This is a genomic window from Flavobacterium sp. SM15 (genome assembly GCF_022012335.1).
GTDB lineage: Bacteria > Bacteroidota > Bacteroidia > Flavobacteriales > Flavobacteriaceae > Flavobacterium.
In genome coordinates, this window is the sequence record NZ_JAKLTO010000001.1 from 556823 (window position 1) to 581585 (window position 24763).

Annotated in this window: 21 protein-coding genes; 8 read left to right on the forward strand and 13 right to left on the reverse strand. The window is 40.1% G+C overall.

Annotated features, from left to right (window positions below; genetic code table 11):
• The first annotated feature begins 118 nt into the window (after positions 1-118).
• The 3 genes from LZZ90_RS02650 (at position 119) to LZZ90_RS02660 (ending at position 4122) form a co-directional block, all read left to right on the forward strand.
• The gene (locus LZZ90_RS02650) at positions 119-973 is read left to right on the forward strand and encodes a bifunctional 2-polyprenyl-6-hydroxyphenol methylase/3-demethylubiquinol 3-O-methyltransferase UbiG (RefSeq protein ID WP_237789129.1); all 855 of its coding nucleotides are present in this window, start codon (positions 119-121) and stop codon (positions 971-973) included.
• Between the two features lie 248 nt (positions 974-1221).
• Complete coding sequence (locus LZZ90_RS02655) at positions 1222-1791, forward strand: OmpH family outer membrane protein (protein WP_237789130.1); 570 nt, start codon at positions 1222-1224, stop codon at positions 1789-1791.
• Between the two features lie 63 nt (positions 1792-1854).
• Positions 1855-4122 carry a helix-turn-helix domain-containing protein gene (locus LZZ90_RS02660; RefSeq protein ID WP_237789131.1) on the forward strand — a complete coding sequence of 756 codons (2268 nt, stop codon included), beginning with the start codon at positions 1855-1857 and terminating at the stop codon, positions 4120-4122.
• A 46-nt stretch (positions 4123-4168) separates the two neighbouring features.
• Here the strand turns inward: LZZ90_RS02660 and LZZ90_RS02665 are convergent, their stop codons facing one another.
• Entirely contained in the window at positions 4169-4555 is a 387-nt protein-coding gene (locus tag LZZ90_RS02665; RefSeq protein WP_237789187.1) for a DoxX family membrane protein, read from the reverse strand.
• Positions 4556-4565: 10 nt separating this feature from the next.
• Positions 4566-5714 (reverse strand): DNA polymerase III subunit delta', encoded by a 1149-nt coding sequence (locus LZZ90_RS02670; RefSeq protein ID WP_237789132.1) that lies wholly within the window; start codon positions 5712-5714, stop codon positions 4566-4568.
• A 133-nt stretch (positions 5715-5847) separates the two neighbouring features.
• Here LZZ90_RS02670 and pgk point away from each other — a divergent pair, with 133 nt between their 5' ends.
• The 4 genes from pgk (at position 5848) to LZZ90_RS02690 (ending at position 10491) form a co-directional block, all read left to right on the forward strand.
• Positions 5848-7035 (forward strand): phosphoglycerate kinase, encoded by a 1188-nt coding sequence (pgk, locus tag LZZ90_RS02675; protein ID WP_237789133.1) that lies wholly within the window; start codon positions 5848-5850, stop codon positions 7033-7035.
• A gap of 101 nt (positions 7036-7136) precedes the next feature.
• A complete protein-coding gene (locus LZZ90_RS02680; RefSeq protein WP_237789134.1) occupies positions 7137-9020 on the forward strand; it encodes a LysM peptidoglycan-binding domain-containing protein in 1884 nt (627 codons plus the stop codon).
• 30 nt (positions 9021-9050) lie between these two features.
• On the forward strand, positions 9051-10076 hold the full coding sequence (locus LZZ90_RS02685; protein ID WP_237789135.1) for a DUF4837 family protein: 1026 nt from the start codon (positions 9051-9053) through the stop codon (positions 10074-10076).
• Positions 10045-10491: a GNAT family N-acetyltransferase gene (locus LZZ90_RS02690; protein ID WP_237789136.1), complete on the forward strand. Its 447-nt coding sequence runs from the start codon at positions 10045-10047 to the stop codon at positions 10489-10491. The genes LZZ90_RS02685 and LZZ90_RS02690 overlap by 32 nt, the downstream gene beginning before the upstream one ends.
• A 1-nt stretch (position 10492) precedes the next feature.
• Here LZZ90_RS02690 and LZZ90_RS02695 read toward each other — a convergent pair whose 3' ends face one another.
• From LZZ90_RS02695 to rnpA, 6 genes are all read right to left on the reverse strand, one after another.
• Positions 10493-11389: an OmpA family protein gene (locus LZZ90_RS02695; protein ID WP_237789137.1), complete on the reverse strand. Its 897-nt coding sequence runs from the start codon at positions 11387-11389 to the stop codon at positions 10493-10495.
• A 6-nt stretch (positions 11390-11395) separates the two neighbouring features.
• A complete protein-coding gene (locus LZZ90_RS02700; protein ID WP_237789138.1) occupies positions 11396-12208 on the reverse strand; it encodes an OmpA family protein in 813 nt (270 codons plus the stop codon).
• A gap of 1 nt (position 12209) precedes the next feature.
• Entirely contained in the window at positions 12210-14195 is a 1986-nt protein-coding gene (locus tag LZZ90_RS02705) for a KUP/HAK/KT family potassium transporter (protein ID WP_237789139.1), read from the reverse strand.
• A gap of 70 nt (positions 14196-14265) precedes the next feature.
• Positions 14266-15906, reverse strand: a complete 1641-nt coding sequence (locus LZZ90_RS02710; protein WP_237789140.1) for a S41 family peptidase — start codon at positions 15904-15906, stop codon at positions 14266-14268.
• Between the two features lie 2 nt (positions 15907-15908).
• Positions 15909-16772, reverse strand: a complete 864-nt coding sequence (locus LZZ90_RS02715) for a DUF4349 domain-containing protein (RefSeq protein WP_237789141.1) — start codon at positions 16770-16772, stop codon at positions 15909-15911.
• A 62-nt stretch (positions 16773-16834) separates the two neighbouring features.
• Positions 16835-17218, reverse strand: a complete 384-nt coding sequence (gene rnpA / locus LZZ90_RS02720) for a ribonuclease P protein component (protein WP_237789142.1) — start codon at positions 17216-17218, stop codon at positions 16835-16837.
• A gap of 94 nt (positions 17219-17312) precedes the next feature.
• Between rnpA and LZZ90_RS02725 the strand changes: the two genes are divergently transcribed.
• Positions 17313-17936, forward strand: coding sequence for an acyloxyacyl hydrolase (locus tag LZZ90_RS02725; protein ID WP_237789143.1), 624 nt, complete (start codon positions 17313-17315; stop codon positions 17934-17936).
• Positions 17937-17969: 33 nt separating this feature from the next.
• On the opposite strand, the gene LZZ90_RS02730 is transcribed toward LZZ90_RS02725, so the two are convergent.
• The 5 genes from LZZ90_RS02730 to LZZ90_RS02750 form a co-directional block, all read right to left on the reverse strand.
• Positions 17970-19427, reverse strand: a complete 1458-nt coding sequence (locus tag LZZ90_RS02730; protein ID WP_237789144.1) for a T9SS type A sorting domain-containing protein — start codon at positions 19425-19427, stop codon at positions 17970-17972.
• A 140-nt stretch (positions 19428-19567) separates the two neighbouring features.
• Positions 19568-21442: a M1 family metallopeptidase gene (locus LZZ90_RS02735; protein WP_237789145.1), complete on the reverse strand. Its 1875-nt coding sequence runs from the start codon at positions 21440-21442 to the stop codon at positions 19568-19570.
• Between the two features lie 63 nt (positions 21443-21505).
• Complete coding sequence (locus LZZ90_RS02740) at positions 21506-23107, reverse strand: S8 family peptidase (RefSeq protein WP_237789146.1); 1602 nt, start codon at positions 23105-23107, stop codon at positions 21506-21508.
• A gap of 241 nt (positions 23108-23348) precedes the next feature.
• Entirely contained in the window at positions 23349-23777 is a 429-nt protein-coding gene (locus LZZ90_RS02745; RefSeq protein WP_237789147.1) for a MarR family transcriptional regulator, read from the reverse strand.
• 116 nt (positions 23778-23893) lie between these two features.
• Positions 23894-24751: an MBL fold metallo-hydrolase gene (locus tag LZZ90_RS02750; protein WP_237789148.1), complete on the reverse strand. Its 858-nt coding sequence runs from the start codon at positions 24749-24751 to the stop codon at positions 23894-23896.
• Positions 24752-24763 lie beyond the last annotated feature (12 nt).

Here is a 24763-nt window from a genome sequence, read left to right on the forward strand (position 1 = left end):
TTTTTGTTTTACTATACTATTTACTGCGACTGCAAACGGAGATTTTAAAAATGTTCCACGTGAAACTACGGCGGCAAGCCTTATAAACAAAGCGATTAGTAAGAAACAAAAAAAATAAATGCACTTTTCAACCGATAACGTTTTTATTCATGTTCAAGATTATTCCGTATCTGGAGAACATTTTGATTTGCTTTTGGATAAGGAATTACAACTCCTAAAAACCCATCCGCAACCGTCATTGGAAAAACTTCCGAGTTATTACGAAAGCGAGGATTATATTTCTCATACCGACGCAAAACGTTCGTTGTTTGAAAAAATATATCATTTCATTAAACGAAAAGCGATTCGTGATAAAGTAAAATTGATCACCAAACTGCAACCACAAAAAGGAACCCTTTTGGACATTGGAGCCGGAACCGGAGACTTTTTATCCGAAGCGAAAAATCAATCTTGGAGCATTACCGGGATAGAACCCAGTTCAAAAGCTAAAGCTATTGCCGTTTCAAAAGGAGTACATTTTGCAGATGCTTTAGAAGCTTTAGAAAATCATTCGTTCGATGTAATTACCATGTGGCACGTTTTGGAACACGTCCCGGACTTGGAAAAACAAATAAAGGAATTGAAACGCTTGCTCAAACCAATGGGAACAATTATTATCGCAGTTCCGAATTATAAATCATTCGATGCACAGCATTACGGAAAATTTTGGGCGGCTTACGATGTGCCTCGTCATTTGTGGCATTTTTCAAAAACGTCGATAGAAAAACTTTTTGCTAGAGAGAATATGCAACTAGTAAAAATCCTTCCAATGGTTTTTGATAGTTTTTACGTTTCGCTTTTATCGGAAAAATACAAAACCGGAACAATGAATTTCGTTCAGGGATTTTGGACCGGTTTACGCTCAAATTTAAAAGCAAAGCAAAATAGGGAGTTTTCTTCCCATATTTATGTGATCAAAAACACTGAAAATTAAAATAAAGCCTGATTTTTATATATTTCTACTCAAAACAAGGAAATACCTTCTGTTTTTTAGATCGTTTCTTAAATCGCTTTATTTGATTTTGGTTTTAATAGTAAGTTTTTATTTGTATTTTAATAACGATAAATATTCTTTATACTTTAAAAAAGAACAAAAACTTGCGATTTTCATTCTAAAATTAGCATCTTTGAAAACCAAGGACGAATTTTATACTTTTACACAAAAATAAAACGCATTAGAAAATGAAAAAATTGATTTTACTTTCGGTTGCTTCTTTAGCAATCCTTTCTTGTAATAAAGAAACTGCTTCGGCTGAAAAAATGAAAACGGCTTACATCGATACTTCAAAATTATTGGAAGAGAATAAAGAGGCTAAAGATTTAGAAGAAAAATTCAAAGTAAAACAAGAAGAAATGGGTCGTGAATTGCAGGGTGAAGCAAAGCAGTTTCAAAGTGAAGCAGCTTCTTTCCAACAAAACGCGATGATTAAAGGGCAGGCATGGGCGCAAGCCAAAGGGGCTGAATTGCAAAAACGCGAGCAGCAATTAGGCATGAAACAACAGGCTATGATGCAAACGTTGCAACAAGAAAGCGGTAAAGAAATGGACAGCCTTGTGAAACGCATCAAAAATTACGTAAAAGAATACGGGAAAAAGAACGGTTACGACTACATCTATGGAACAGGTGACGCAGCCACTGTACTTTATGCAAAAGAGGCTTACGATATCACCACCACTATCAGCAAAGAGTTGAACGACAACTACAAAGGTCCTAAAAAGAGCGAAACCGCTAAAGAGGAAACTAAAAAATAATCCTGAAGCCTTCCCATTATGGAGGGCTTTTTTTATACCTTTACCCATCAAACTATACGCCACGTGGAACAAATTTCTCAAGCCGCCGAATACACGCTTCGGTTCATCAACCAAACCAATAGATCCATCTTTCTTACCGGAAAAGCTGGGACGGGTAAAACGACTTTACTCCGTGAAATCATTGCTACTACTCATAAAAATACCGTGGTTGTTGCGCCTACCGGAATTGCTGCCTTGAACGCAGGGGGAGTCACGATTCACTCGATGTTTCAATTACCTTTTGCTGCCTTTCTTCCTGATAATAAACAACTTCCGCATTTTTCAGAATCGGTTAAGTTTGAAAATAAGGATTCGCTTACCCGTCATTTTAACATGAATGTGACCAAACGTTCCGTGATTCGTAACATGGAATTATTGGTTATAGATGAAGTCAGTATGTTGCGTGCCGATGTATTGGATGCTATGGATTTCATGATGCGCAGGGTCCGAAGAAACGAACAGGCTTTTGGAGGTGTACAGATTTTATATATAGGAGATTTATTACAATTACCTCCTGTTGTAAAGCAGGAGGAATGGCAACAGCTTTGCAAATACTACCGAGGAATGTTTTTTTTTCATTCGCACGTGGTACAGCAGTATCCGCCGCTTTACATCGAATTGGAAAAGATTTTCAGACAGAGTGATGATACGTTTATTTCGGTACTTAACAACCTAAGAAACAACACAATAACTGAAAATGATCTCCAGATTTTAAATCAGTTTGTGCAACCCGAATTCGATTTTAAAACCAACAGCGAATACATTACGCTTACCACGCACAATGCAAAAGCCGATGCGCTCAATTCCGACTCTTTAGCTGCACTGAAGGAAAAACAGTTCACCTTTTTACCCGAAATTATTGAGGAATTTCCGCAGAAAATTTTTCCGGTGGAAGAAAAACTGCAACTTAAAGTTGGCGCTCAGGTAATGTTTGTTAAAAACGATTTGTCTTTTGAAAAACGTTTTTTCAACGGAAAAATGGGCATAATCAAATCGCTTTCCGAGAACGAGATCCTTGTGCATTTTCCGGAAGAAAACAAATCCATTGAAGTAGAGCGCTATGAATGGCAGAACATTAAGTATAAAGTCAATGAAAATACCAAGGAAATAGAGGAGGAACTCTTGGGAACGTTTACGCATTATCCCATCAAATTAGCCTGGGCAATTACCGTCCATAAAAGCCAAGGCTTAACGTTTGACAAAGCTGTGCTTGATGTATCCAATGTTTTTGCTCCCGGACAAGCCTATGTGGCTCTTTCGCGTTTACGCTCCTTAAACGGGCTTATTTTGCTTTCTCCACTGCGTATGAATGGCATTTCTTCGGATGAGGATGTACTGGATTATGCAACCAACAAAGCTTCAGAAGAAGTTTTAAAGCAATCTTTATCGGTTGAAACCAAAAATTATTTGCTTAAATGCTTGATTTCCAGTTTTGATTTTAAAGTATTGATTCAAGAATGGCGTAACCACAGTTTCAGCTACAATCAGGAAGCACCGAAATCGCCCAAACGAAAGCATTTGCATTGGGCGGAAACCAACACGAAAAGTATTTCCGACTTAGGAGATGCCTCGGCAAAATTTCAAGTTCAACTGCACAAATTGTTTTTGGAGGAAAACCCCAACATTGAATTTATCCGTCAGCGTTGTGAGGCGGCTTATGATTATTTTTTCAAAACACTGGATCAGGTCGTCGAAGAATTGTTGTTGAAAATTGAAGAAATCAAGCGCACCAAAAAAGTAAAAGCCTTTTACGACGAATTACTTCAATTGGAAGAATTGCAAATCAAGACGGTTTTGCAACTGAAAAAGGCGCTTCAATTAGTGAAAATTGTTTCCGAAGGCAAAGAAATTTCGAAAGAAAATTTAAAGTTGGAAGAAGCCAAAGTGTATAAAATCAATAAGCTGGTTACTGTAGCCCAACGCTTCAGAACCGAACATGCTGCTTTGATAGAGGAAGACCAGGACACTTCCTATTACGAACATCAACCTAAAAAAGCCAAAGAACCCAAGAAAGCAACCATCGAAGAAACGTTAGAATTATGGAAGCAAAATTTGTCGATCCATGAAATTGCTAAAAAACGAAAACTTACACCGGGTACTATTTTTGGGCATTTCACCAAATTAATTCAACTGGAAGCCATAACCCTGCCGGATATTCTGCCCGAGGATAAAATCGACGAATTACGCTTGGTTTTTAAAGACTATAACGGTGAAAGTTTAGGGGAACTCAAGGACAGGCACGGCGATAAATTCAGCTGGGATGAACTGCGTTTGTACAAAGCAACGTTATAAAAAAACCGCATAAAACTATGCGGCTTTTATTGAGTTTAGTTTGATTTTACAGCCAATAAACGGCCAGTATCGCAGGGATAAAATAAATTACGATGGTTCTTGCGCCGTCGTAATCTTTAGCGATGCGTTGTCCGAAAAGTAAAAACAACAAAGTGATGCAGGAAACTACCGCACCGTAATGACCAATGGTAGTACTTCCGTTAGCAATCAACTGGAAAATTCCCGCCACACAAAGTGCTCCGGCAATGATTTCCAAAATTAGGACCAAACCTAAGGAGGCCGGTACCTGATTTTTAATAAACGTTTGTGAAAAGTGGCCTTTCAACCATTCTACATTGCCGTTCCAATCGGCTATTTTATCGTATCCGGACTGTAAAAAAGTGATGGCTAAAAAGGCTAAAATCAAGACGCCAAAAAGTTCGGTGTTGGTCATGTACATAGTGTTATTTTTTATGGATTAAACGGGTAAGTTTTATGGATAAATCGGTTAAAATGATTTTTGCATTACCGTTGCGCTCAATGTGGTAAATCGCATCGGAGAGTTCCTTGAAAATTTCTTCAATATTGTTGCCGTTGACAAAGGGCGCAAAGTTTTCCAGTTTGAATTTGTCTACGGTTGGCTCGATGTACACCAGCGAAGGCGACTGGTAGTTGAGCAATAAGGCCTGTCGGAACATTTCCACGCAAAAATGCAAAAACTGTTTTTGGGCTTCGCGACCGATTCCCGCAATTTCCTCGCTCCAGGAAGTAAGGTCCAGAATTGCCGAAGCATTGCCTTTGGCACGAAACGCAGCGCGAACCCACTGCACAAACCACTCTTCAAACGGAAATTCGTTTTGGTCTTTATGTAAAAGTTGCAGGGCACGGTTGTAATTTCCCTGTGCTTGATGAGCGATTTTAAGTGCTTGCTTTTCTTCTAAATTTTCACGTGAAACTAAAGCCTCAGCTATCACATTTTCGGGTAATCCTTTAAAATCCAGCACTTGGCAACGCGACAAAATCGTTTGCATGATGTCGTCCTGATTTTCGGTCACTAAGAGGAAAACGGTTTTTTGCGGTGGTTCTTCCAGTAATTTCAAAAGTTTGTTGGAAGTTTCGGTGTTCATTTTTTCGGCCATCCAAATGATCATCACTTTGTAACCGCCTTCGTAGGCTTTCAGTGATAATTTTTTTACAATTTCCTGCGCTTCATACACATTGATGAGCCCCTGTTTGTTTTCAATCCCAATGAATTTCAACCATTCGAACAAACTTCCGTACACATTTTTAGAAACGAATTCACGCCAGTGCTGGATAAAATTGTCGCTCACCGGATGGGATTTCACTTCGCTGTTGGCCGCCACAGGAAACACAAAATGCAAATCGGGATGGGAAAAATGCTCAAATTTCAGGTTACAGGCTTGATTGCCGGTGTTGTTTTCTCCCGAAACATTGGAACACAAAATATAACGGGCATAGGCAATTGCCATGGCTAAGGTACCCGATCCTTCCGGTCCCACAAACAGTTGGGCGTGCGGAATACGGCCCAAATCGGCACTTTTGGTGAGATGGCTCTTGAGGTGTTGCTGTCCTAAAATTTCCTGAAATAGCATGAAGCAAAGATAACAGAAAGTTGCAAAGTTTAAAATTGAGGATCTGCCAAAAAAATGACAGAAAAAAGACCAAAAAAATAAAAATGCTATATTTGCTGATTAATGAATAAACAAACAACAAAATAATTGCTCAATGAAAACCCTTAACGATTTTAATTTTTCAGGTAAAAAAGCCATCATCCGTGTAGATTTCAACGTTCCTTTGGACGAAAATTTTAAAGTAACCGATGCCACGCGTATCGAGGCGGCTAAACCAACGATTGATAAAATTTTAAAAGACGGGGGAAGTGTTATTTTGATGTCCCACTTGGGAAGACCAAAAGGGGTTGAGGCCAAATATTCGCTTCAGCATATCGTGGCAAAAACCTCTGAAGTATTGGGTGTTCCTGTAAAATTCGCTTCGGATTGTATCGGAGAAATTGCTGAAAATGCGGCAGCTGCTTTGCAAAACGGAGAAGTATTGCTTTTGGAAAACCTTCGTTTTTATGCCGAAGAGGAAAAAGGCGACTTGGATTTCGCCCAAAAATTAGCCAAATTAGGAGATATTTATGTGAACGATGCCTTCGGAACGGCGCACCGCGCACACGCTTCGACCACGATTATTGCCCAGTTTTTCACGGAGCACAAATGTTTTGGTATGCTTTTGGCTAAAGAAATCGAAAGTTTGAATAAAGTGTTGAACAACTCTGAAAAACCGGTAACCGCGGTGTTGGGCGGATCGAAAGTATCTTCCAAAATCACGGTAATCGAAAACGTTTTGGACAAAATCGACCACATGATTATTGGAGGAGGAATGACCTTTACCTTCATCAAAGCGCTAGGCGGAAAAATTGGAAATTCCATTTGTGAAGACGATAAGATGGCCTTAGCCTTAGAAATTCTTGAAAAAGCTAAAGCGAAAAACGTACAGATTCACTTGCCGGTGGATGTATTAGCTGCGGATGCTTTTTCTAACGAAGCCAATACACAGATTGTAGATGTAAATAATATTCCGGACGGTTGGCAAGGGTTGGACGTAGGGCCAAAATCGCTAGAAGCTCTGAAATCAGTAATTAAAGATTCGAAAACCATCCTTTGGAACGGACCGTTAGGGGTTTTTGAATTGGAAAAATTTGCCGAAGGAACCATCACTTTAGGAAACTTTATTGCCGAAGCTACCAAAAATGGCGCTTTTTCTTTAGTTGGAGGAGGAGATTCTGTGGCAGCCGTAAAGCAGTTCGGTTTGGAGCCTAAAATGAGTTATGTTTCCACGGGCGGCGGGGCCATGTTGGAAATGTTGGAAGGGAAAACCTTACCGGGAATCGCCGCCATAGAACGTTAAAATTTCGTTTTTTAACAATATTTTTTGAAATTATCAGTTATTAGCTATTATGTTTGCAATCTTCGTAAGAGATTGAATGATAACGGATTAAATAAACAAGCATGAGTAAAACAAAAGTATTTTCTTTGTTTTTTGGTTTGGTTTCCTTAGCAGGAATTGCTCAGGAATCAGCCGAAATAAAAGAACAAATTACACAGCTCCCAAAGCTATCGTACCTTGACTCTATTAAAGCGACTTTCGTAGGACACGAAACCAGCAACTGCATCGACGAAATGTGGATGAAGGAGCTGAGCAATCAGGAACTTTTCAACGACATGCAATCGGATATCAACAAAGCAAATTCGAATGAAGCCGTTTCCTATGATCTAAACACAGAACTTTTAAAAGAGCGTTTGGAAAAACTGAATCAGAAATCGCCTTTCAACGTAGAATACAACCCTACAATAGAAGGAGTTATTAAAGGGTTCTTAAAAAATCGACCGCGCGCTTTTGAGCGTTTGATGGCTTTATCGGAATATTATTTCCCGATGTTCGAATCCAAGCTTTCAAAATACGATCTTCCACTGGAAATCAAATATTTAGCCATCGTGGAATCGGCACTGAATCCATTGGCAAAATCCCGAGTGGGAGCAAGCGGTTTATGGCAGTTCATGTACGAAACCGGAAAACAATATAATTTGGAGGTAAACTCTTATGTGGATGAGCGTTACGATCCGTTAAAAGCTACCGAAGCAGCGTGTCAGTATTTTACCAACATGTATAAGATTTTCGGAGATTGGGATTTGGTTTTGGCTTCTTACAATACAGGGCCGGGCAATATTTCCAAAGCGATTCGTCGCTCGGGCGGACAGACCAATTACTGGAACATCAGAAAGTACATGCATCAGGAAACCCAAGGCTATTTGCCGGCGTTTTATGCTACCATGTACATCTACGAATACAAAAAAGAACACGGAATTGTGCCTAAACGTGCAACGATGACCTATTTTGAGACCGATACGGTAATGGTGAAAAAGCAAATGTCGTTCAAACAACTTTCCGATTTATTGGATATGCCGGAAGAGCAATTGCGTTTCCTAAACCCGATTTACAAACGTGACGTGGTTCCTTTTGTTACGGATAAAGCACATTTCATTCGTTTACCGAAAAATAAATTGGCGGTATTTACTTCGAATGAAGATAAAGTGTACGCCTACATCAACTACGAAGACAGCAAACGCGAAAAACAAATTTTCAAAGTTAAAAAACCAAGAACCATAGTTTCGGATTCTATTCCAACAGCTGTAGCCTCTACCAATGTGAGCAATTCTGCTGAAGAAGACAATGAAGAAGTGACCAGTAAACCGGTTAAGAAACTTAGAACGAAATACTACACGGTAAAACGAGGGGACAACCTTTCGGAAATTTCAGAAAAAAACAACGTTTCCATGGCTGATTTAAAGAAATGGAACAAGATCAAGGGTTCAACGGTAAATGCGGGTCAGAAACTTAAAATCCAATTCGAAACCAATGTAGTGGTTGCCGAAAAAATGGCTAAGAAAAAGAAAACCGACACGCTTAAAGTTAGCGAGCCAATCGTGAAGAACGAGGAGCCTAAAACTGAAGTGACAACAAATGAAAAAGTTTATGTAGTTCAGAAAGGGGACAACCTTACTCAGATTGCTACCAAAAATAACGTAACTATTGCCGAACTTAAAGAATGGAACGCTATCGATAGCGAAGGCATCAAAGCGGGTCAGGAGTTAAAAATCAAAACTTCAGAAGAGGTGGTTGCGGCAGTTGAGAAGGCTGAGAAAAAAGAAGTAAAAAAATCTACTTTCAGAGAACGCAGTCTTGAGAAAGAACGCATGTATGTTGTGCAAAAGGGAGATTCACTACTTAGAATTTCCAAAAAACACGGTATTAGTGTGGCGGCCATCAAAAAACTCAACAACATTCAAGGAGACGAGATTCGACCGGGTCAGAAACTTAAAATCAACGGATAATTTAGTAAATTCGCTTTTCAAACGGTTATTGTGAGAAAAGCGAATTTTTTTTTAGGATTGCTGCTGTTGCTGCTTTTGTTTTCCTGTAAAGAGAATACAAAAAAAGCGGGTTTGGTTTTGCCTGCCTCGGCCGGTAAAATCAATTCGGTTGCCATAATCATTGACGATGTGCTCTGGAACGGTGAAATAGGGGACACTCTTAGAAAAAAACTTGCCGCTCCGGTAGATGGGCTTCAGGATGAAGAACCGTTGTTTACCATTAATCAATATTCCCCAAAAATTTTTGACGCTTCGGTGCAGCTGAACCGAAACATTGTTGTGGTTTCCAAGGCTAACAGTAACGAATTCAAACACGTGGAAAATAAATACGCTTCGCCTCAAAACGTATTTTACATCACTGGGCATTCCCTAAAACAACTAATTGAAACCATTGAACTGCATTCCCAAACTCTGGCCAGCAGCATTAAGTTTTATGAAATTATTGAAAACCAGCGTCAAATGTCTGCCTCACTGTTTAACGACAAACGCATCCGAGCAACCTTTGGTTGTACACTGTTGATTCCTTCGTCTTTTTCGTATGCCTTACTAGACAAAAAGTTTCTGTGGCTGAAAAAAGACATTCCTTCGGGAAATTCCAGTTTGCTTATTTATGAAGTACCAATATCGAGCCTAGAAAAGCAAAACGGATATGTTTCCAATCTTGTTCGGATAAGAGACTCTATTGGAAGACGTTACATTAAGGGGATGGTAGACAAAGCAAGTATGATTACCGAAGAAAGCTATGCGCCGTATTTGTCTAAAACTAAAATTGACGATAAAAAATCCTTTGAAGTTCGCGGCACGTGGGAACTTGAAAACAGTTTCATGAACGGGCCTTTTATTAATTACGCCATCAAAGACCAAAAACGAAACCGCTATGTGGTTGTGGAAGGCTTTGTCTATAATCCTTCCAGTACTAAACGCGATATGATTTTTGAACTGGAATCAATTATAAAATCGTTGCAATTTGTAAATTCAAAAACCAATGGAACCAAAATTCGAAATAAAGCCCTTTAAGATACTTTCTCTTGATGAGCTATATCAAATACTACAATTGCGCTCAGAAGTGTTTGTAGTGGAGCAAAATTGCGTTTATCAGGACATAGACGGAAAAGATTCAAAAGCACTACATGTTTTAGGAACTTATGAAGGTGTTTTAGTGGCGTATGCCCGCTTGTTTGCCCCAGGAGCTTATTTTGATCAGGCTTCGATAGGACGTGTGATCATAAAGCAGGTTTATCGCGATAAAAAATGGGGTCACGATTTAATTCGGGAATCGATAAAAGGAATTCAAGAGCACTTTGGTCAAACGAACATCACAATCTCTGCCCAACTTTATTTGCAGAAATTTTATGAAAGCCACGGCTTTGTACAAACCAGCGCCATGTACCTCGAAGATGACATCCCACACATCGAAATGAAAAAAAGCTAGTTTAATCGATGCTGGTAATGGAAATTTCCACGCGTTTGTTGTTGCGTTCTTTTTCTCCTTCCAAAGGGAAATCACGGCCATAGCCTTTATAAGTCATGCGACTTTCCGGAATTCCGTTGGCTTTCAGGTAGGCGAAAATTGCTTTAGCACGGGCTTCGGATAAGTTGTTGATTCCGGTATCTTCGTCTACGGCATCACGAAAATAATCGGTGTCTATGCAGCACACATGGCCTTGGATTTCAAATTTAAAATTAGGATTGTTTCGAAGTTCGTTCAGTAATTTGTCCAGCTGTTTTTCCGATTTTCGAAGTAAAACGGCGCGGCCTCCTTCAAAATACAATTCTTTAAGTTTGATGATATCACCCACTTTTAGCGGCTTGTCTTCAAAAGTTTTTAAACGAAGCTGACGGCTGGCCACTTCAATTTTTGAAGGCAAAGAATCTTTTGGTTTGCTTAAGTCGATGTAATCGTTGTGAAAGTATTCCAGATAAACATCCACACGGCGGTTAAGCTGACGGGTTGCATCGAGTTCGTCGTCGCTTAGTTTTAGCTCGGTAATACGCAAATCGATTTTCCCTTTTCCTTCCACGTTTTTCTGCTTGGAGGCAATTTCCTGAAGGATGTCTTCAACGGTTTTGGCGCGGCGTTGGGAAAGCAAACGGTTGTATTCTATTGAACCACGATCGTCACAAAACCCTTCCAGCCCAATGGAGAGGATCACAATATTTCCAAGGCTTTTTACGTACTCTTTCAGTTTCTGGTCTTCGGCATCGGTGAGTTTGTGCTTGTCGAAATCGAAATACACCGAATACTTATCCATTTTTACCTGAGTTAATTCCTCCTGTGAATAACCCAAGGCAAAGGCAAGTAAAAAAAGTAGCGTAAAAAGTTGCTTCATAAGCCGTTATATTTTGGTGATGACTAATTCTACTCTTCGGTCCTGATCGGGTCCGTTACCAAGAGGACGCGTGTTTCCGTAGCCTTTAAAAGTCATTCTTTTTTTATCGATTCGTTTGTTGATCAAATACTTGTAAACGGTTTCGGCGCGGTTGATGGAAAGCATCCTTTTTCGGGTGTCTTTATCAATGGCTTCTTTTTGAAAGGTAGGGGTACAACAAATGTGGCCCTGAATTTCGAATTCAATGTTTTTATACTTCTGAAGCAGTTTGGACACGCGTTCCAATTCCTGCTTTGATTTGAAAGTAAGCTTGCTGCTGCCGTTGTCGAATAAGATCTTATCCAGATAAATACGGTCGCCCACAATCAAATCTTTCTTCAAATCTTTATAAACTCCGGGCACCGGTTTAGGAGGAATCGGTTTGAAATTCATTACTACATCCACGCGGCGGTTTTTCTGGCGTACTTCGGGTAGGTTTTCTACGATATCATCATCAATTAAGATACGTCCTTTACCCTCGATGGTCACAATGATTTTATTTTTAACCCCTTTTTCAATGAGTTTGTTTTTGATGGTATTTGCCCGGTCGTTGGACAGTTTGTAATTGTAGGCGTCTTTTCCACGGTCGTCGCAATAACCGAAAATTTGAACACTTTCTATTCTTGAAGTGTCTACAGAGGTAACGAAGGCCACGACATCATTGGCTTTTTTCTCGTCAAGGTTGAACTTGTCAAACTCGAAATAAACGGAATGCACTACCTCTTCCTGCGCGGAGATCAGGTTGGCAAATAATAACAAAAGGTAAAAAACTCTTTTCATCTTAATGATGGCTACGGTCTTTGATTCGGTGTAAATTAATTTCTCCCGGCGGATGGATCAAAATCGGGTACTGTTCCACTTTTACGGAACTGCTGTCCAGACCAAAGGCCTGTTCTTCCGACAAACTGATTTTCTTCAGGAAATAGTAAAGATCTAAAATAATTCGTTCATACCAAGGGAAATCGTTATCGTAGGATAAAAATTTCTCAATAAGTACAAATTTAAAATCGCCAATGACGTTGTTTCGGTTTAAAGATTCGTAACGACTGGTAATATCTACTTCGCCATTTTTTACCATGTCCTGTACTACTTTTTTGAACAACAGGTTAATACGAGGTGCCACACGGAAGCCCAAATAGAAATCCACACGAATAATGTCGTCTTTTACCAAATCACGTACGCGGTATTCCATTTCATACGGTTCGTCGGTTACGTTTACGTGAACAAACCAGTAAATGTCAGCTCGTTTTGGACGTTTCTGTAAGATCGAATACACGATTTTAGATTCTATTTCATCGCCGTGGTTGGCATTGGTAAGGTATACTAAGTGCGTTGCGTATTTCGGGATGGACAAATCGTTGCTCAAATCGGAAATAACTTTTTTGAACGCATCGAGTTTTACAAACTCGGTATATTCCCTTCTGATTTTTTTCGCGGTGAACCAAACCACCATGATAAAGGCCAGTAATCCGGCGATAAACACCGAAACGTAACCTCCGTGAGGGAATTTGTCGATATTGGCGATAAAGAACGAAATTTCGATCGATAAATAGGTTAACAGTACTAAAATGATCAGGAACGGGTTGTAGCGTTTCAGTACCATGAAGAAACCAAGTAAAATTGTGGTCATGATCATACACAGTACAATAGCTAAACCGTAAGCGGCTTCCATGTTTCCGGATTCTTCAAAGTGCACTACGATAAACACACAGCCTAAGAATAACAACCAGTTGATCGATGGAATGTACAATTGACCTTTTAATTCGGTAGGGTATTTTACACGCACTTTTGGCCAGAAATTCAGGCGCATTGCTTCGGAAATCAAAGTAAACGAACCACTGATTAAGGCCTGAGAAGCAATAACCGCCGCAGAGGTGGCAATGGCAATTCCGAAGGGTAAAAACCAATCCGGCATTACCAGATAGAACGGGTTTCCGGGGTTGCTTGCGTTTCCGCTTAACTGGGTTAAAGTTTGCCCTTCATGAGCGATCAGGTAGGCACCTTGTCCGAAATAGTTGATCACCAACATGGTCTTTACAAAAATCCAGCTGATGCGAATGTTCTGAATACCGCAATGCCCTAAATCACTATACAAAGCTTCGGCTCCGGTAGTACAAAGGAATACGTAACCTAAAACATAAAATCCTTCGTGGTGAATTTGCAGTAGATGTATTGCATAGTAGGGGTTCAACGCTTTAAGAACCGAAATGTTCCCTACCAAATGGATCGCTCCCAAAGTTCCCAACATCCCGAACCAAAGCAACATCATCGGGCCGAAAAATTTCCCGACAAATTTGGTTCCGAAACGCTGAATAAAGAACAGGATGAATAAAATACCGATGATGATCGGGATGGTGTTCAGTTCCGGGTTATAGGTTTTTAACCCTTCAATAGCCGAAGCCACAGAAATCGGCGGAGTGATGATTCCATCGGCCAATAAGGCACTTCCCCCAATGATGGCCGGAACTATCAGCCATTTTTTCTTCAGTTTTTTTACCAGGGTGTACAGCGAGAAAATACCGCCTTCCCCTTTATTGTCTGCGCGAAGCGTTAAAACAACATATTTTAAAGTAGTCTGTAAAGTCAGGGTCCAGAAAATACAGGAAATCGCGCCGAGTATGATGTCGTGGTCGATGGCCTGTTTGCCGACGATGGCTTTCATTACGTAAAGCGGAGATGTACCAATATCTCCGTAAATAATTCCTAAGGTTACAATTAAACCGCCTAACGTTAGTTTGTTAAGGTGGTTACCGCTGTGTGAACTCACTTTTTTTGAAAATTTAATAATGACAAAATTATCATAAAAAACATAGCAGAAGTTAAAATCCGTGTGAAATTTAGTTTTTCAGAATTTTATTATATTCTACCGTGTTGTTTAAGATGGAGGAAGCCTTGGTAATTTCAGGATTACTGGTGGTGTAATACTGGTACAAACCTTCGCGGTATTGGTAACGTTTGATGATTTCGTCCAACAGCAAATTTTTGATTTCCTCTTTATTTTTGTCTAATGCTTTTTCTTCGGTACGTTGCAGTGCGGCAAGCAATTGCTGGTATTCGGTAGCGATGCTTTCATCAATTTTTTCTTTTTTAGCTACAGCGAGTGTGTTTTTTAAAGCTACTTCGGTTTCTGTATCTAACTGGAAATTTTCTTTCTTTAAAAAAGCCTTGAAGTTGGTAAAATCCTGATCGGTAACAGTTGGAATTTTAGTGCCAAGATTTGGATTTTTGTAATAATACTCCGTTGCAAAATTGAAAATACCGTCTCCTTTTACCAAAGCAGCCGCGATGCTACTTTGTTTGGCTTCTTCCATTTCGATATCCGGTTGAATTCCACCGCCATCGTATACCGTTCTTCCTTTTTTGGTTTTGAACGCGTTGTAGTTTTTGGCTTCGGTACGGGTAGCTTTTCCGTTTTTGTCTTTATGCGAATAGTCCAACGCCTGAATACAGCGTCCCGAAGGGGTGTAGTATCTAGAAATCGTCACTTTTACCTGAGTTCCGTAAGATAAATCCAAAGGACGTTGCACTAAACCTTTTCCAAAACTACGCGCGCCAACTATAACAGCACGATCTAAGTCCTGAAGGGCTCCGGCTACAATTTCAGAAGCGGATGCACTTTTTCCGTCTACCAATACGGCCAGCGGAATGTCGAGATCAATTGGTGCTTTTTGGGTTTTATAGGTATTGTTGTGTTTTTCGTTTTTCGATTTGGTGGTTACAATGATTTCATTTTGAGGTACAAACAAGTTACAGATGTTCACCGCCTCGTGCAACAAACCGCCCGGATTACCTCGCAAATCCAGAACAATTTTAGTGGCACCATCGGTTTTCAGTTTCAAAAGCGCTTCTTTCACTTCTGAGGAAGCCTTGGCGTTGAACTGGGAAAGCACAATGTAGCCCGTAGTTTTGTCGGACAGCATCGAATAAAACGGAACGGCTTTCACATCGACTTCGTCTAAAACAATCTGAGCCGAAAGCAATTTGCCCTGACGTTTGTATTTGATATCAACTTTTGTGTTTTTGGCACCGCGCAAAAGGGTTCCGGCATCTTCTTTAAAATCCACCAGATTTACATCGCCAATCTGAACAATTTCGTCACCAGCTTTAAGCCCTGCTTTGTCGGCCGGAAAGTTTTTGTAGGGTTCCACAATAATCAGGCGACCTTCTTTGCGGCTAATCATCGCGCCAATACCGGTGTACTCTCCTGAGGAATTGATTTTGAAACGCACCACGTCCTGTTCGTTGAAATAGTTGGTGTACGGATCCAAATCGGCAAGCATGCTTTTAATGGCTTTGTCCATCATTTCGCCCGGATTCACTTCATCTACGTAATTCTGGTTTACGGTTTTGAACATGGTGGTAAAAATCTCGAGCTGCTTGGCAATTTCAAAGAAATCCTGCTGAAAGCTCACGCCCACAAACAGAAAACTTCCTGCAAGTACCGGGACAACATATCTTTTTTTGAAGTAGGAAAACATGGTTAAGTCGTTTTTTTCTTAAATCTTCTTCGGATGAACAGTATCATCACCACGAAAATAAGAATAAAAGGCCAAATGTGCAGTAAACCAAGCAAGAAAGTTGCCAGGTTGTTGCCTCCGGATTTGACTGCGTTCCACATTTTTGTGAAATAGGAAACCATAGCACCGCTTTCCGATGGGTTGTTGGTGTACATTTCCAAATGAACCGTGCTTAGGGAAACCTGATTTTGCAGATACTTCAAACGGCCTTCTTTGGCTTCGATTTCCTCGCGGATGGCAGAGAGTTCCTTTTCAATTTCCAGCATTTCCGAAACCTTTGTGGCTTTGTTCAGCAGTTCGAAATAACGCTTTTCCAAAACTCTTTTGGCGTTGAGGCGCGCTTGAACATCGATGTATTCTTCGGTAACATCCTGTGCTGAAATTTCCTTGCGGTCAAAATGTTTTACACCTTGACTTATGGCGGCGATAAAAACCTCGAAGGAAGCGCTGGGAATGCGAACGGTGATGTTGCGGTAGGCCGATTCGTAATTCTTTCCCGAATCGTCGTTTTGGATGGTCGCTTTGTGCTTTAAAATTTCTTTTTGGATGCTGTAAAAAGAAGCGTTTAAGTCTGGAGTTTCAAAGCGTAACGTTGCGGTTCGGATGATTTTAGGCTGAAAAGTTATTTCTTTGGAACTGTCCCTGTCAGCATACGCGTCGCTAGTTTTGTCTTGCAAAGGCGTTACGATGAGGTTGTCTGAAGACTCTTCGGCTTCAGCTTCAACAACTTCAACGGCTGCATCTAAAGCCTCTTCTTGTTTGTGTTCGGCTTTTTTACAAGCCAAAGGAAGCAGTAAGAGCGAAAAATAAAGGACTAGGGTTTTCATACGCTTTTCGTTTTTTAGCTATAACGCAAAAGCGAAAACAAAAAGTGTTTTTTAATCAGAAATTATTGCTTTTCTGGTTTGATGGCCTCGCCAAATTTGGCAAACAGCTGAACGGTTTTCTCCTGTAGTTCCGCGTAGGAAAGTTTTTCCTTGGTTTGGTAGAAAAACATCATCGCGTAAGGCTGTTGCATTTGCTCCAAAAGTAGGCTTTTGTTCAGGCGGTAACACTCACGCAGCACGCGTTTGAAATAATTGCGGTCGGCAGCTTTTTTGAAGTACTTTTTGGAAACGGAAACCCCGAATTTGATTGTCTGATCGTTTTGGTCAGAAATCGGAACATATACCAGACGCAAAGGGTATTTCGATACCGATTTTCCTTCGGAAAACAGTAAGTCGATAGTAGTTCTGCTTTTGAGCTTTTCGTGTTTCGGGTAAGTATGCTTCATTTCTTGGGCAAAGGTACGAAGCTTACGGTTAATTGGGGTAAAAAAACGGAAACACGTCGAGAATTTATTTCAGAAACCGACCAACTGCGCTTTAATGGTTAACTTTAAGTTGGAAAGGGATTGCTTTTTGATTGTACTGCTGCTTGTTAATTGCACATACGTTCACGCCCAAATAGGATGGTTTCGGCTCGGCTTTTGTTATGGTTTTGGGAGTGAATTCAACAATAGCGATTATACTTACCAAAACCGATATTTTAAGATTTCTACGGATTATCGTTTGAAAAAAGGTAAATTTTTAGATTACGAATTAGTGGTTCAACCCGAAATAAATTTTTCCAAGCATCAACTTAAAAACCTTTATTTTATTACTCCCGAAGAACTGGATTATCAGCACAAACGGGAGGAATTTTCCAAGTTGAAAAACTTACACGAATACGTTTTGAATCTTGGGCTTCGGGTTCGAAAAGCAATTACTACAAAAAGCAGTATTTATCTTCTGGGAAGTGTTGGGCCAATGCTCATTGATACTGAAACCGAGCGTCTGTCTAAAGGATTTGCGTTTTCCGATGTCTTGACTTTAGGAGTTTCTTTTAAGGTTGAAAAACTCAGCTTTGATATTAATGGAAATGTACGCCACACCTCTAACGGGGGTTTTCAAGGTTCTAATGCGGGTTTTAACACCTTTAACCTAGAGTTTGGCACTGCCTTTTCATTATAGTGCAGGTAGATTTGGTAGCAGTGCCAACTTAGATTATTGCTTTATTAGTATTTTCTTAGTGGCTTTTCCTTTTTGGGTGATAAGTTCCACATAATACGCACCTTCGGATTGACACTCTTTTAAATCAATTTTTTGAGCATTACCTTCACTTTTTTCTGACTTCAGTAATTTTCCTTCGGAAGAATACAGGTTGATTTGCTGTAGTTTCAAGCCTTGTTTTAAAGTTACAAAAACCTCATTGGTTGCCGGGTTTGGGTAAACCGAACAGTTGTTCATTACAAATTCGTTGGAAGATAATATGGCGGTCAAATCATAAACTTTAACCTGACCGGTGTAATTGGGGCCAAATTGGGGAGCACCAACCGCTAAACGAGTCCCATCATCAGACAAAGAAACGGAATGGCCAAAATTTTCGTAGGCTGCCGAACCCATTAGTGTTGTACCTAGCTGTGTCCAGTTATTGTCTGCGTAATGGAAGACGCTAACACTTCCTGATTCTTCACCGTTGGTGTCGTTTCCTATGGCACCGATAGCTATTTTAGTTCCATCGGCTGAAAGATCAAGGCTTATGCCGAAGTTGTCTGTAGTTGATTCTCCTGTTAAGGCATTACCAAGTTGAACCCAATTCTGCCCGTTATAGCCAAAAACACGCACTTTTCCACTGGAATCATTGTTTTCTAAATCGGATAGAGCAATTTTAGTTCCATCGGAAGAAAGTTTAATTTCCCAGCCGGTACTGTATCCAATCATTTCAGGATAGATGTCGGTTCCCAATTGCTCCCAACCAGTGCCGTTATAGTGGTAAATTTTCGTTTTTCCGGATTGTGTTTGTCCGGTGCATGTAGCTATTCTGCTGCCATCAGAAGAGATGGTAACGATCATAGGAATGGTATTTATACTTGAGTCCTGAACATCAATATCGGTTCCTGTTTGAACCCAGTCGTTACCGTCAAAACTATGAACGCGAACTCTGTTCTGATAGGAAGAATTGCCGAAATCTGTGGTTGAAGCGGTTACGATTCGTAATCCGTCCGATGACAAAGCTAGAGGACTAATTCCGGAATTGATTGAATTTTCTTGATTTATATCTGATCCTAATTGTGACCATGTACCGCTATTGTAACTGTATACGCGATAACTCTTTAAATAATTTCCATTTCCTGTGTAAAGATGTCGTTCAACGGCAAGCTTGGTTCCGTCAAGAGATAATGAAATCCCTTTTGAAATAACTCCACCATCATTTGTTATGTTGTTCCCAAAAGGAACCCAATTGCCATTTTCGAAATGATAAACGCTTATGTGTTCGGTTTGGTTGTTGTTAAAGTGTTTAACCGCTACTTTACTTCCGTCCTTTGAAAGGGAAAGACACCAGCCTAAAGAGTTTTCCTGTTCCGTTCCGTTGATAGGGTTTCCTAATGATGTTTGAGCTTTTGCTCCAAGTAAGGAAACTATGGTAATAGCGCTAGTAAGAATTATCGATTTTGTATTCATTTTATAAACGATTAAAATTCTTACAAATATATTTTTAATAATTTATGAGTAGTGTTAAAAATTGCAATACTGAGGTAATAAAACAAATAAGAATCAGATTGTTAAATTAAAAAAGCTGCCTTTTCAGACAGCTTTTCGTTTTATTTTTTGTAGATATTATTGGTTTTATCGACATCGGCCATGAGTTCACTTGGATCGATCACGATGGTTTTGATTGCTCCTTTTTCTTTGTTTACGATGAAATCAAAAGCAGGGTAGGCCCAATCCCAACCTTCTAAAACGGTCCTTTTTACATTCGAAAACGGATTGTCTTTGTTCCAACGCATCAAAGTTTGCGGAATGTAGAAACTTTCTTGAGTTCCGTCTTGGTAAGTTACCATAATATCCAGCGGCATAGGCATTCTTCCGATGCGCTCTAATGTAACTTTTGTGGTTTTTCCGTTTTCTTCGATTGTTTTAATACCATAATCGATGGTATTGGTGGTTTTGGTCCATTCGGTTAAATACCAGTCCAGATTGGCTCCCGATACTTTTTCAGCCGTGTGTTTAATATCGTTTGGCGTCGGATGGGTAAATTTATAATCGGAATAATAGCGTTTTAGTGTTTTTAAGAGGTTTTCTCTTCCAATAAGATATTCCAGTTGTGACAAGAAAATATTTCCTTTTCTGTAGGCTTGTATGCTGTAAGGAAGGTTTTCGTCGTAACGGTCGGCATGTGTAGTTTGTGGTTGTTCTTTGCCTGATTTTACAAGGTAATAATACCCATTATAGGAATCTCCTTGAGGGTTGTCAACTTTTTTGTCGGCAATTTCATTTAAGCCGTAATTCTCCAGCCAGCTCGTAAAGCCTTCGTCCATCCAGCTGTGTTTGGTTTCATTGCTAGCCAGTACATGCTGAAACCAAGAGTGCGCCATTTCGTGAGCGGTCACGCCTAATAATCCTTCGAAAGTGCCCTCGCCTAAAATCAAGGTACACATGGCATATTCCATTCCTCCATCACCCCCTTGAATCACAGAATACTGATCGTACGGGTATTTTCCAACAGTTTGGTTGTAAATCTGCATTAACTGTACGGTTTTTGGCTGTAACTTTTTCCAGTTTTCAATAATGGCCGGATTGTTTTTGTACAGAAAATGAACCGTGGCCCCACCGGGAACTTGTGCAGTATCATGCAGGTAGTTTTTATCGGCTGCCCAAGTGAAATCATGCACGTTTGGTGCTAAAAAATGCCAAGTAAGCGTTTTGGTTTTCTTAGGATATTTCACCGAAACGCCCGCGTCTTGGTATCCGTGTCCGATTTCGTTTTTGTTCTGTAAATAACCACTTCCGCCTAAAACGTAGTTTTTATCAATAGTGATTTTCACATCGAAATTACCCCAAACCCCATGAAATTCGCGGGCAATATAAGGGTCAGCCTGCCAACCCTCAAAGTCGTATTCCGCCATTTTCGGGTACCATTGTGCCATGGAAAGTTCTACACCTTCTTTGTTGTTGCGTCCTGAACGTCTGATTTGTACCGGAACCTGTCCGTCAAAATCCAAAGAAAAGGTTGTGGAAGTGTGAGGAAGCAACGGTTTACTTAGCGTCACTTCTAATATGGTTCCGACCACTTTATTAGTAAGCAAAGCACCGTCTTGTTTCAGATTGGAGATTTTTAAATATCCGATTTCATTTGGTTTTAAGGCCGCGATTCGACTTTCCTTTACTTCCTTGTCGCCAACTTTTGTTTTGGTAACCATACGACCGTCAGGATCTTTGATTGCTTTCAAACGGGCATCCATAGCGCTGTTTGGTTGAAACGCGTTGTTAAATAAATGATAGTACACGCGGTGTAAAGTGTCGGGAGAATTATTGGTATACACCAAAGTCTGTTTCCCTTTGTACTGATAATTTTTTACGTCCATGGAAACTTCCATTTTGTAATCGGCATGTTGTTGCCAATAGCCTGGATTTGGGTTTTTCTGTGCCATCACCCCGAATGAGGCCAGCAACAAAAGCAAAAAGTTTTTTCTCATTTTCATTCAAATAAAAAGGAAGGGAAAAACTCCCTTCCGAATTACACTATGTACCAAAGGTACTTATTTTTTTGCCATTTTCTCAGCCATTAACAAAGCATTAAATGCATTCACGATTTTTCCGGATTTGGAAACTTCGCTGAACGACTTTACTTCTTTAGTTTCTCCAACCACTATTTTTTGCGTTAGTGCAGAGCCCGAATCCATAATGATTTGTTTTACCTGAGCCGCTGTAAGGCTTGGGTAATACGAACGGATTAAAGCTGCAACACCCGCCACGTTTGGCGAAGCCATTGAAGTTCCTTGCAAGTACGAATAAGTATTGCTTGGTGTGGTGGCATAGATTTTTTCCCCTGGAGCAAAAATATCCACACTGGTTTTTCCGTAATTTGAGAAATCGGCCACCATATCTGAACCGTAATTTGGAGTTATGGCACCAATAATCAGAACATTGTTTGAAATTTCGGGTTGCCCATCGTAGGAATCGGTTGGGTATTTGTTGATTGTATCTAGATCATACGATTCGTTACCGGCAGCAAAAATTACCAACACATCTTTAGAAGCCGCATATTTAATGGCATCGTGTACCCAATCTCTGTGAGTAGAGTAGTACTTTCCGAAACTTCCGTTGATTACTTTGGCTCCGTTGTCTACGGCATAGCGAATACCTAAAGCAATATCTTTATCGTACTCATCCCCATTGGGAACCGCGCGTACCGCCATGATTTTTACGTTGTTGCTTGCCACACCGTCACCGCCTTTATTATTTCCGCGTGTTTGAGCAATAATACCTGCCACATGGGTTCCGTGTTTGGCTCCTTTTTTCTCTGGACCGATCACATTGTTGTTCCCGTATTTTGTATCGCTAAGGTTTTCCGGGTTGTCTCCAACCGCTTTTCTTCCGTCAAACTGTAGGTTCAAATGGTAGTTCAGTTGATCGTAAATATGATCTTTGAATTCAATAATTTCTTTATCGAATTCTTCTCTTGAAGTTTCGGCTAAAATCTGCATCATCATCCCTTTGTACTGAAGAAGGGTCGGGTCTGTAGTTTCCAGTTTCTTAACATCATCAAGAGTATAGTTTTTCTTATTGAGTTTTTCAGCAACTGTTTTGTCTCCGGTCATGATGAAGTCCACCTGCATTTTTCCCTGATTGGCTTCCTGAAGGTCTTTTTCGTAATCTGCTTTAGCGCGGCGGTACGTTTCCGAACCGTCATCGACTTTCTTTAAGATACGCACATATTCCATGTTTTCATTGTCGGAATTGCCCAGGAAATTCCAACCATGAATATCGTCAATATATCCGTTGTTATCGTCGTCTTTTCCGTTTGCTGCAATTTCTTTAGGATTGCTCCAGATGGCCGGTTTCAGGTCTTCATGGTCGATATCGATTCCCGAATCTACTACGGCTACAATTACTTTGGTGCTTTTTTTTCCTTTGAGCAATTCTGCGTATGCTTTGTCAACACTCATTCCTGGAATAGTATCTTTTACTAAATCAAGGTGGCTCCAGCGTTTAAGGTCTTTTTCGGCAATTTTCCCAACCTTTACAGGCATTTTGTCGATGTTTTCGACAGGGGTGGAAACCATGGTTTGGGTAGTTCCGCAGCTGACCAAAGCCAGGGCAAGTGCCGCGCAGAGGTAATAAGGTTTTAATACATTCATAGTCGTTTCTCTTTGTTTGAATAGAATAGGTCGAACAAGTTTTAATTTGTTACAAAACTGTACCGCTCATTTTCATTGATTGAATACCAAAGTAAGGTTTTCATTGAAAACAAACAAGTAAAAAAAATGAGCCTCTTTATATGAAAAGAAAGCTCACTGCTTTAATTGCCAAGGTAACCAGATATAAAACAACCTTAATCATAATGTTCGTTTTTTGATTGATGATTTTTGACTGATGATGCTATTTACAATTTTGTATTATTTTCTGCAGAACCTTATCGGCAATTTCCAAATCGGTTGCGTTGATTCCTTTTAATGCCTTGTCGCGGTTTTGCAGTACAATTTCCTGAACGTTTTTTATAATTTCCTCACCTTCTTTAGTAACGTGCAGGATGAACTTTCTACGGTCTTCCGGATTGATTTCTTTCTGGAGGTATTTTGCCTTTATCAGCAAATCAATAATCCGGGTTACCGAAGCATTGTCCTTAAAGACCAAATCACTCAATTCGTGTTGGGTAATATTTGGGTTTTCAAGGATGCATTTAATTACGAGCCACTGGTCTATGGTAATTTTAAAACCGTGTTCGCGCAATTTCTTCTGGGCATACATTCGGTACAAACGAATACTGTGATCGATGTTGTAAAAAATGATGTTATTTAATTTTTCCACAGGCGAAATCTTTACTCAAAAGTACTAATGATTTTGAAATAATTGACATATCAAACAAAAATTAATATAAAATTAACAGCTTTCTGCTTAAGGTGTTAGAAAGCTGTTAAAGTTATTTAAAGAATATCTTCACAACGGAATACCTCTTTTAAACGAACTCCTTTTTCGGTTGGTTCCACGGTGATTATTTGATTATGTGCATCGTGTTCCAACCATAAATAGTAGTTGTTTTGGGCAGCCGTATTCAGGAATTTTGTTTTTTCGGGCATTGTCAGGAGCGGACGGGTGTCGTATCCCATCACATAAGGAATCGGAACATGTCCGGCGGTGGCTAACAAATCGGCACAAAAAACAATGGTTTTTCCGTTGTAATTGATGTGCGGGATCATTTGTTTTTCGGTGTGTCCGTCCACATAAAAGATGTCAAAATCTAATTCTTTGGAAGTGCCAAAATCAGCATCAGGACGATTGATGAACTTGAGTTGCCCGCTTTCCTGCATCGGTAAAATATTTTCGGAAAGGAACGAGGCTTTTTCACGAGGATTTGGTTGGGTTGCCCATTCCCAATGGTTCTCATTACTCCAAAAAGTTGCGTTTTTGAAGGCCACTTCATAACCGGTTTTGTCTTTGTTCCAGTTCACGCTTCCTCCGCAATGGTCAAAATGCAGGTGCGTCATGAACACATCGGTCACATCATCGCGGTGAAAACCATATTTTGCCAAGGATTTGTCTAAGGTAAGATCGCCCCAAAGCGAGTAATACCCGAAAAATTTCTCAGATTGCTTGTTTCCCATGCCTGTATCGATTAAAATTAACCGGTTGCCGTCTTCAATCAGCATGCAGCGGGCCGCGATGTCAATTAGATTATTGTTGTCGGCCGGATTGGTTTTGTTCCAGATGGTTTTTGGGACCACACCGAACATGGCGCCGCCGTCCAATTTGAAATTTCCGGCTTCTATAGGGTAAATTTTCATGGTTTCTGCTTA

Bases quoted from the DNA above. Each gene is read 5' to 3' on its own strand.
- LZZ90_RS02665 (WP_237789187.1), bottom strand. From the start codon at position 4,555: ATGACCAACACCGAACTTTTTGGCGTCTTGATTTTAGCCTTTTTAGCC.
- LZZ90_RS02695 (WP_237789137.1), bottom strand. From the start codon at position 11,389: ATGAAGCAACTTTTTACGCTACTTTTTTTACTTGCCTTTGCCTTGGGT.
- LZZ90_RS02710 (WP_237789140.1), bottom strand. From the start codon at position 15,906: ATGTTTTCCTACTTCAAAAAAAGATATGTTGTCCCGGTACTTGCAGGA.
- LZZ90_RS02650 (WP_237789129.1), top strand. From the start codon at position 119: ATGCACTTTTCAACCGATAACGTTTTTATTCATGTTCAAGATTATTCC.
- LZZ90_RS02715 (WP_237789141.1), bottom strand. From the start codon at position 16,772: ATGAAAACCCTAGTCCTTTATTTTTCGCTCTTACTGCTTCCTTTGGCT.
- LZZ90_RS02690 (WP_237789136.1), top strand. From the start codon at position 10,045: ATGGAACCAAAATTCGAAATAAAGCCCTTTAAGATACTTTCTCTTGAT.
- LZZ90_RS02735 (WP_237789145.1), bottom strand. From the start codon at position 21,442: ATGAGAAAAAACTTTTTGCTTTTGTTGCTGGCCTCATTCGGGGTGATG.
- LZZ90_RS02670 (WP_237789132.1), bottom strand. From the start codon at position 5,714: ATGCTATTTCAGGAAATTTTAGGACAGCAACACCTCAAGAGCCATCTC.
- LZZ90_RS02655 (WP_237789130.1), top strand. From the start codon at position 1,222: ATGAAAAAATTGATTTTACTTTCGGTTGCTTCTTTAGCAATCCTTTCT.
- pgk (WP_237789133.1), top strand. From the start codon at position 5,848: ATGAAAACCCTTAACGATTTTAATTTTTCAGGTAAAAAAGCCATCATC.
- LZZ90_RS02740 (WP_237789146.1), bottom strand. From the start codon at position 23,107: ATGAATGTATTAAAACCTTATTACCTCTGCGCGGCACTTGCCCTGGCT.
- rnpA (WP_237789142.1), bottom strand. From the start codon at position 17,218: ATGAAGCATACTTACCCGAAACACGAAAAGCTCAAAAGCAGAACTACT.
- LZZ90_RS02725 (WP_237789143.1), top strand. From the start codon at position 17,313: ATGGTTAACTTTAAGTTGGAAAGGGATTGCTTTTTGATTGTACTGCTG.
- LZZ90_RS02750 (WP_237789148.1), bottom strand. From the start codon at position 24,751: ATGAAAATTTACCCTATAGAAGCCGGAAATTTCAAATTGGACGGCGGC.
- LZZ90_RS02680 (WP_237789134.1), top strand. From the start codon at position 7,137: ATGAGTAAAACAAAAGTATTTTCTTTGTTTTTTGGTTTGGTTTCCTTA.
- LZZ90_RS02700 (WP_237789138.1), bottom strand. From the start codon at position 12,208: ATGAAAAGAGTTTTTTACCTTTTGTTATTATTTGCCAACCTGATCTCC.
- LZZ90_RS02730 (WP_237789144.1), bottom strand. From the start codon at position 19,427: ATGAATACAAAATCGATAATTCTTACTAGCGCTATTACCATAGTTTCC.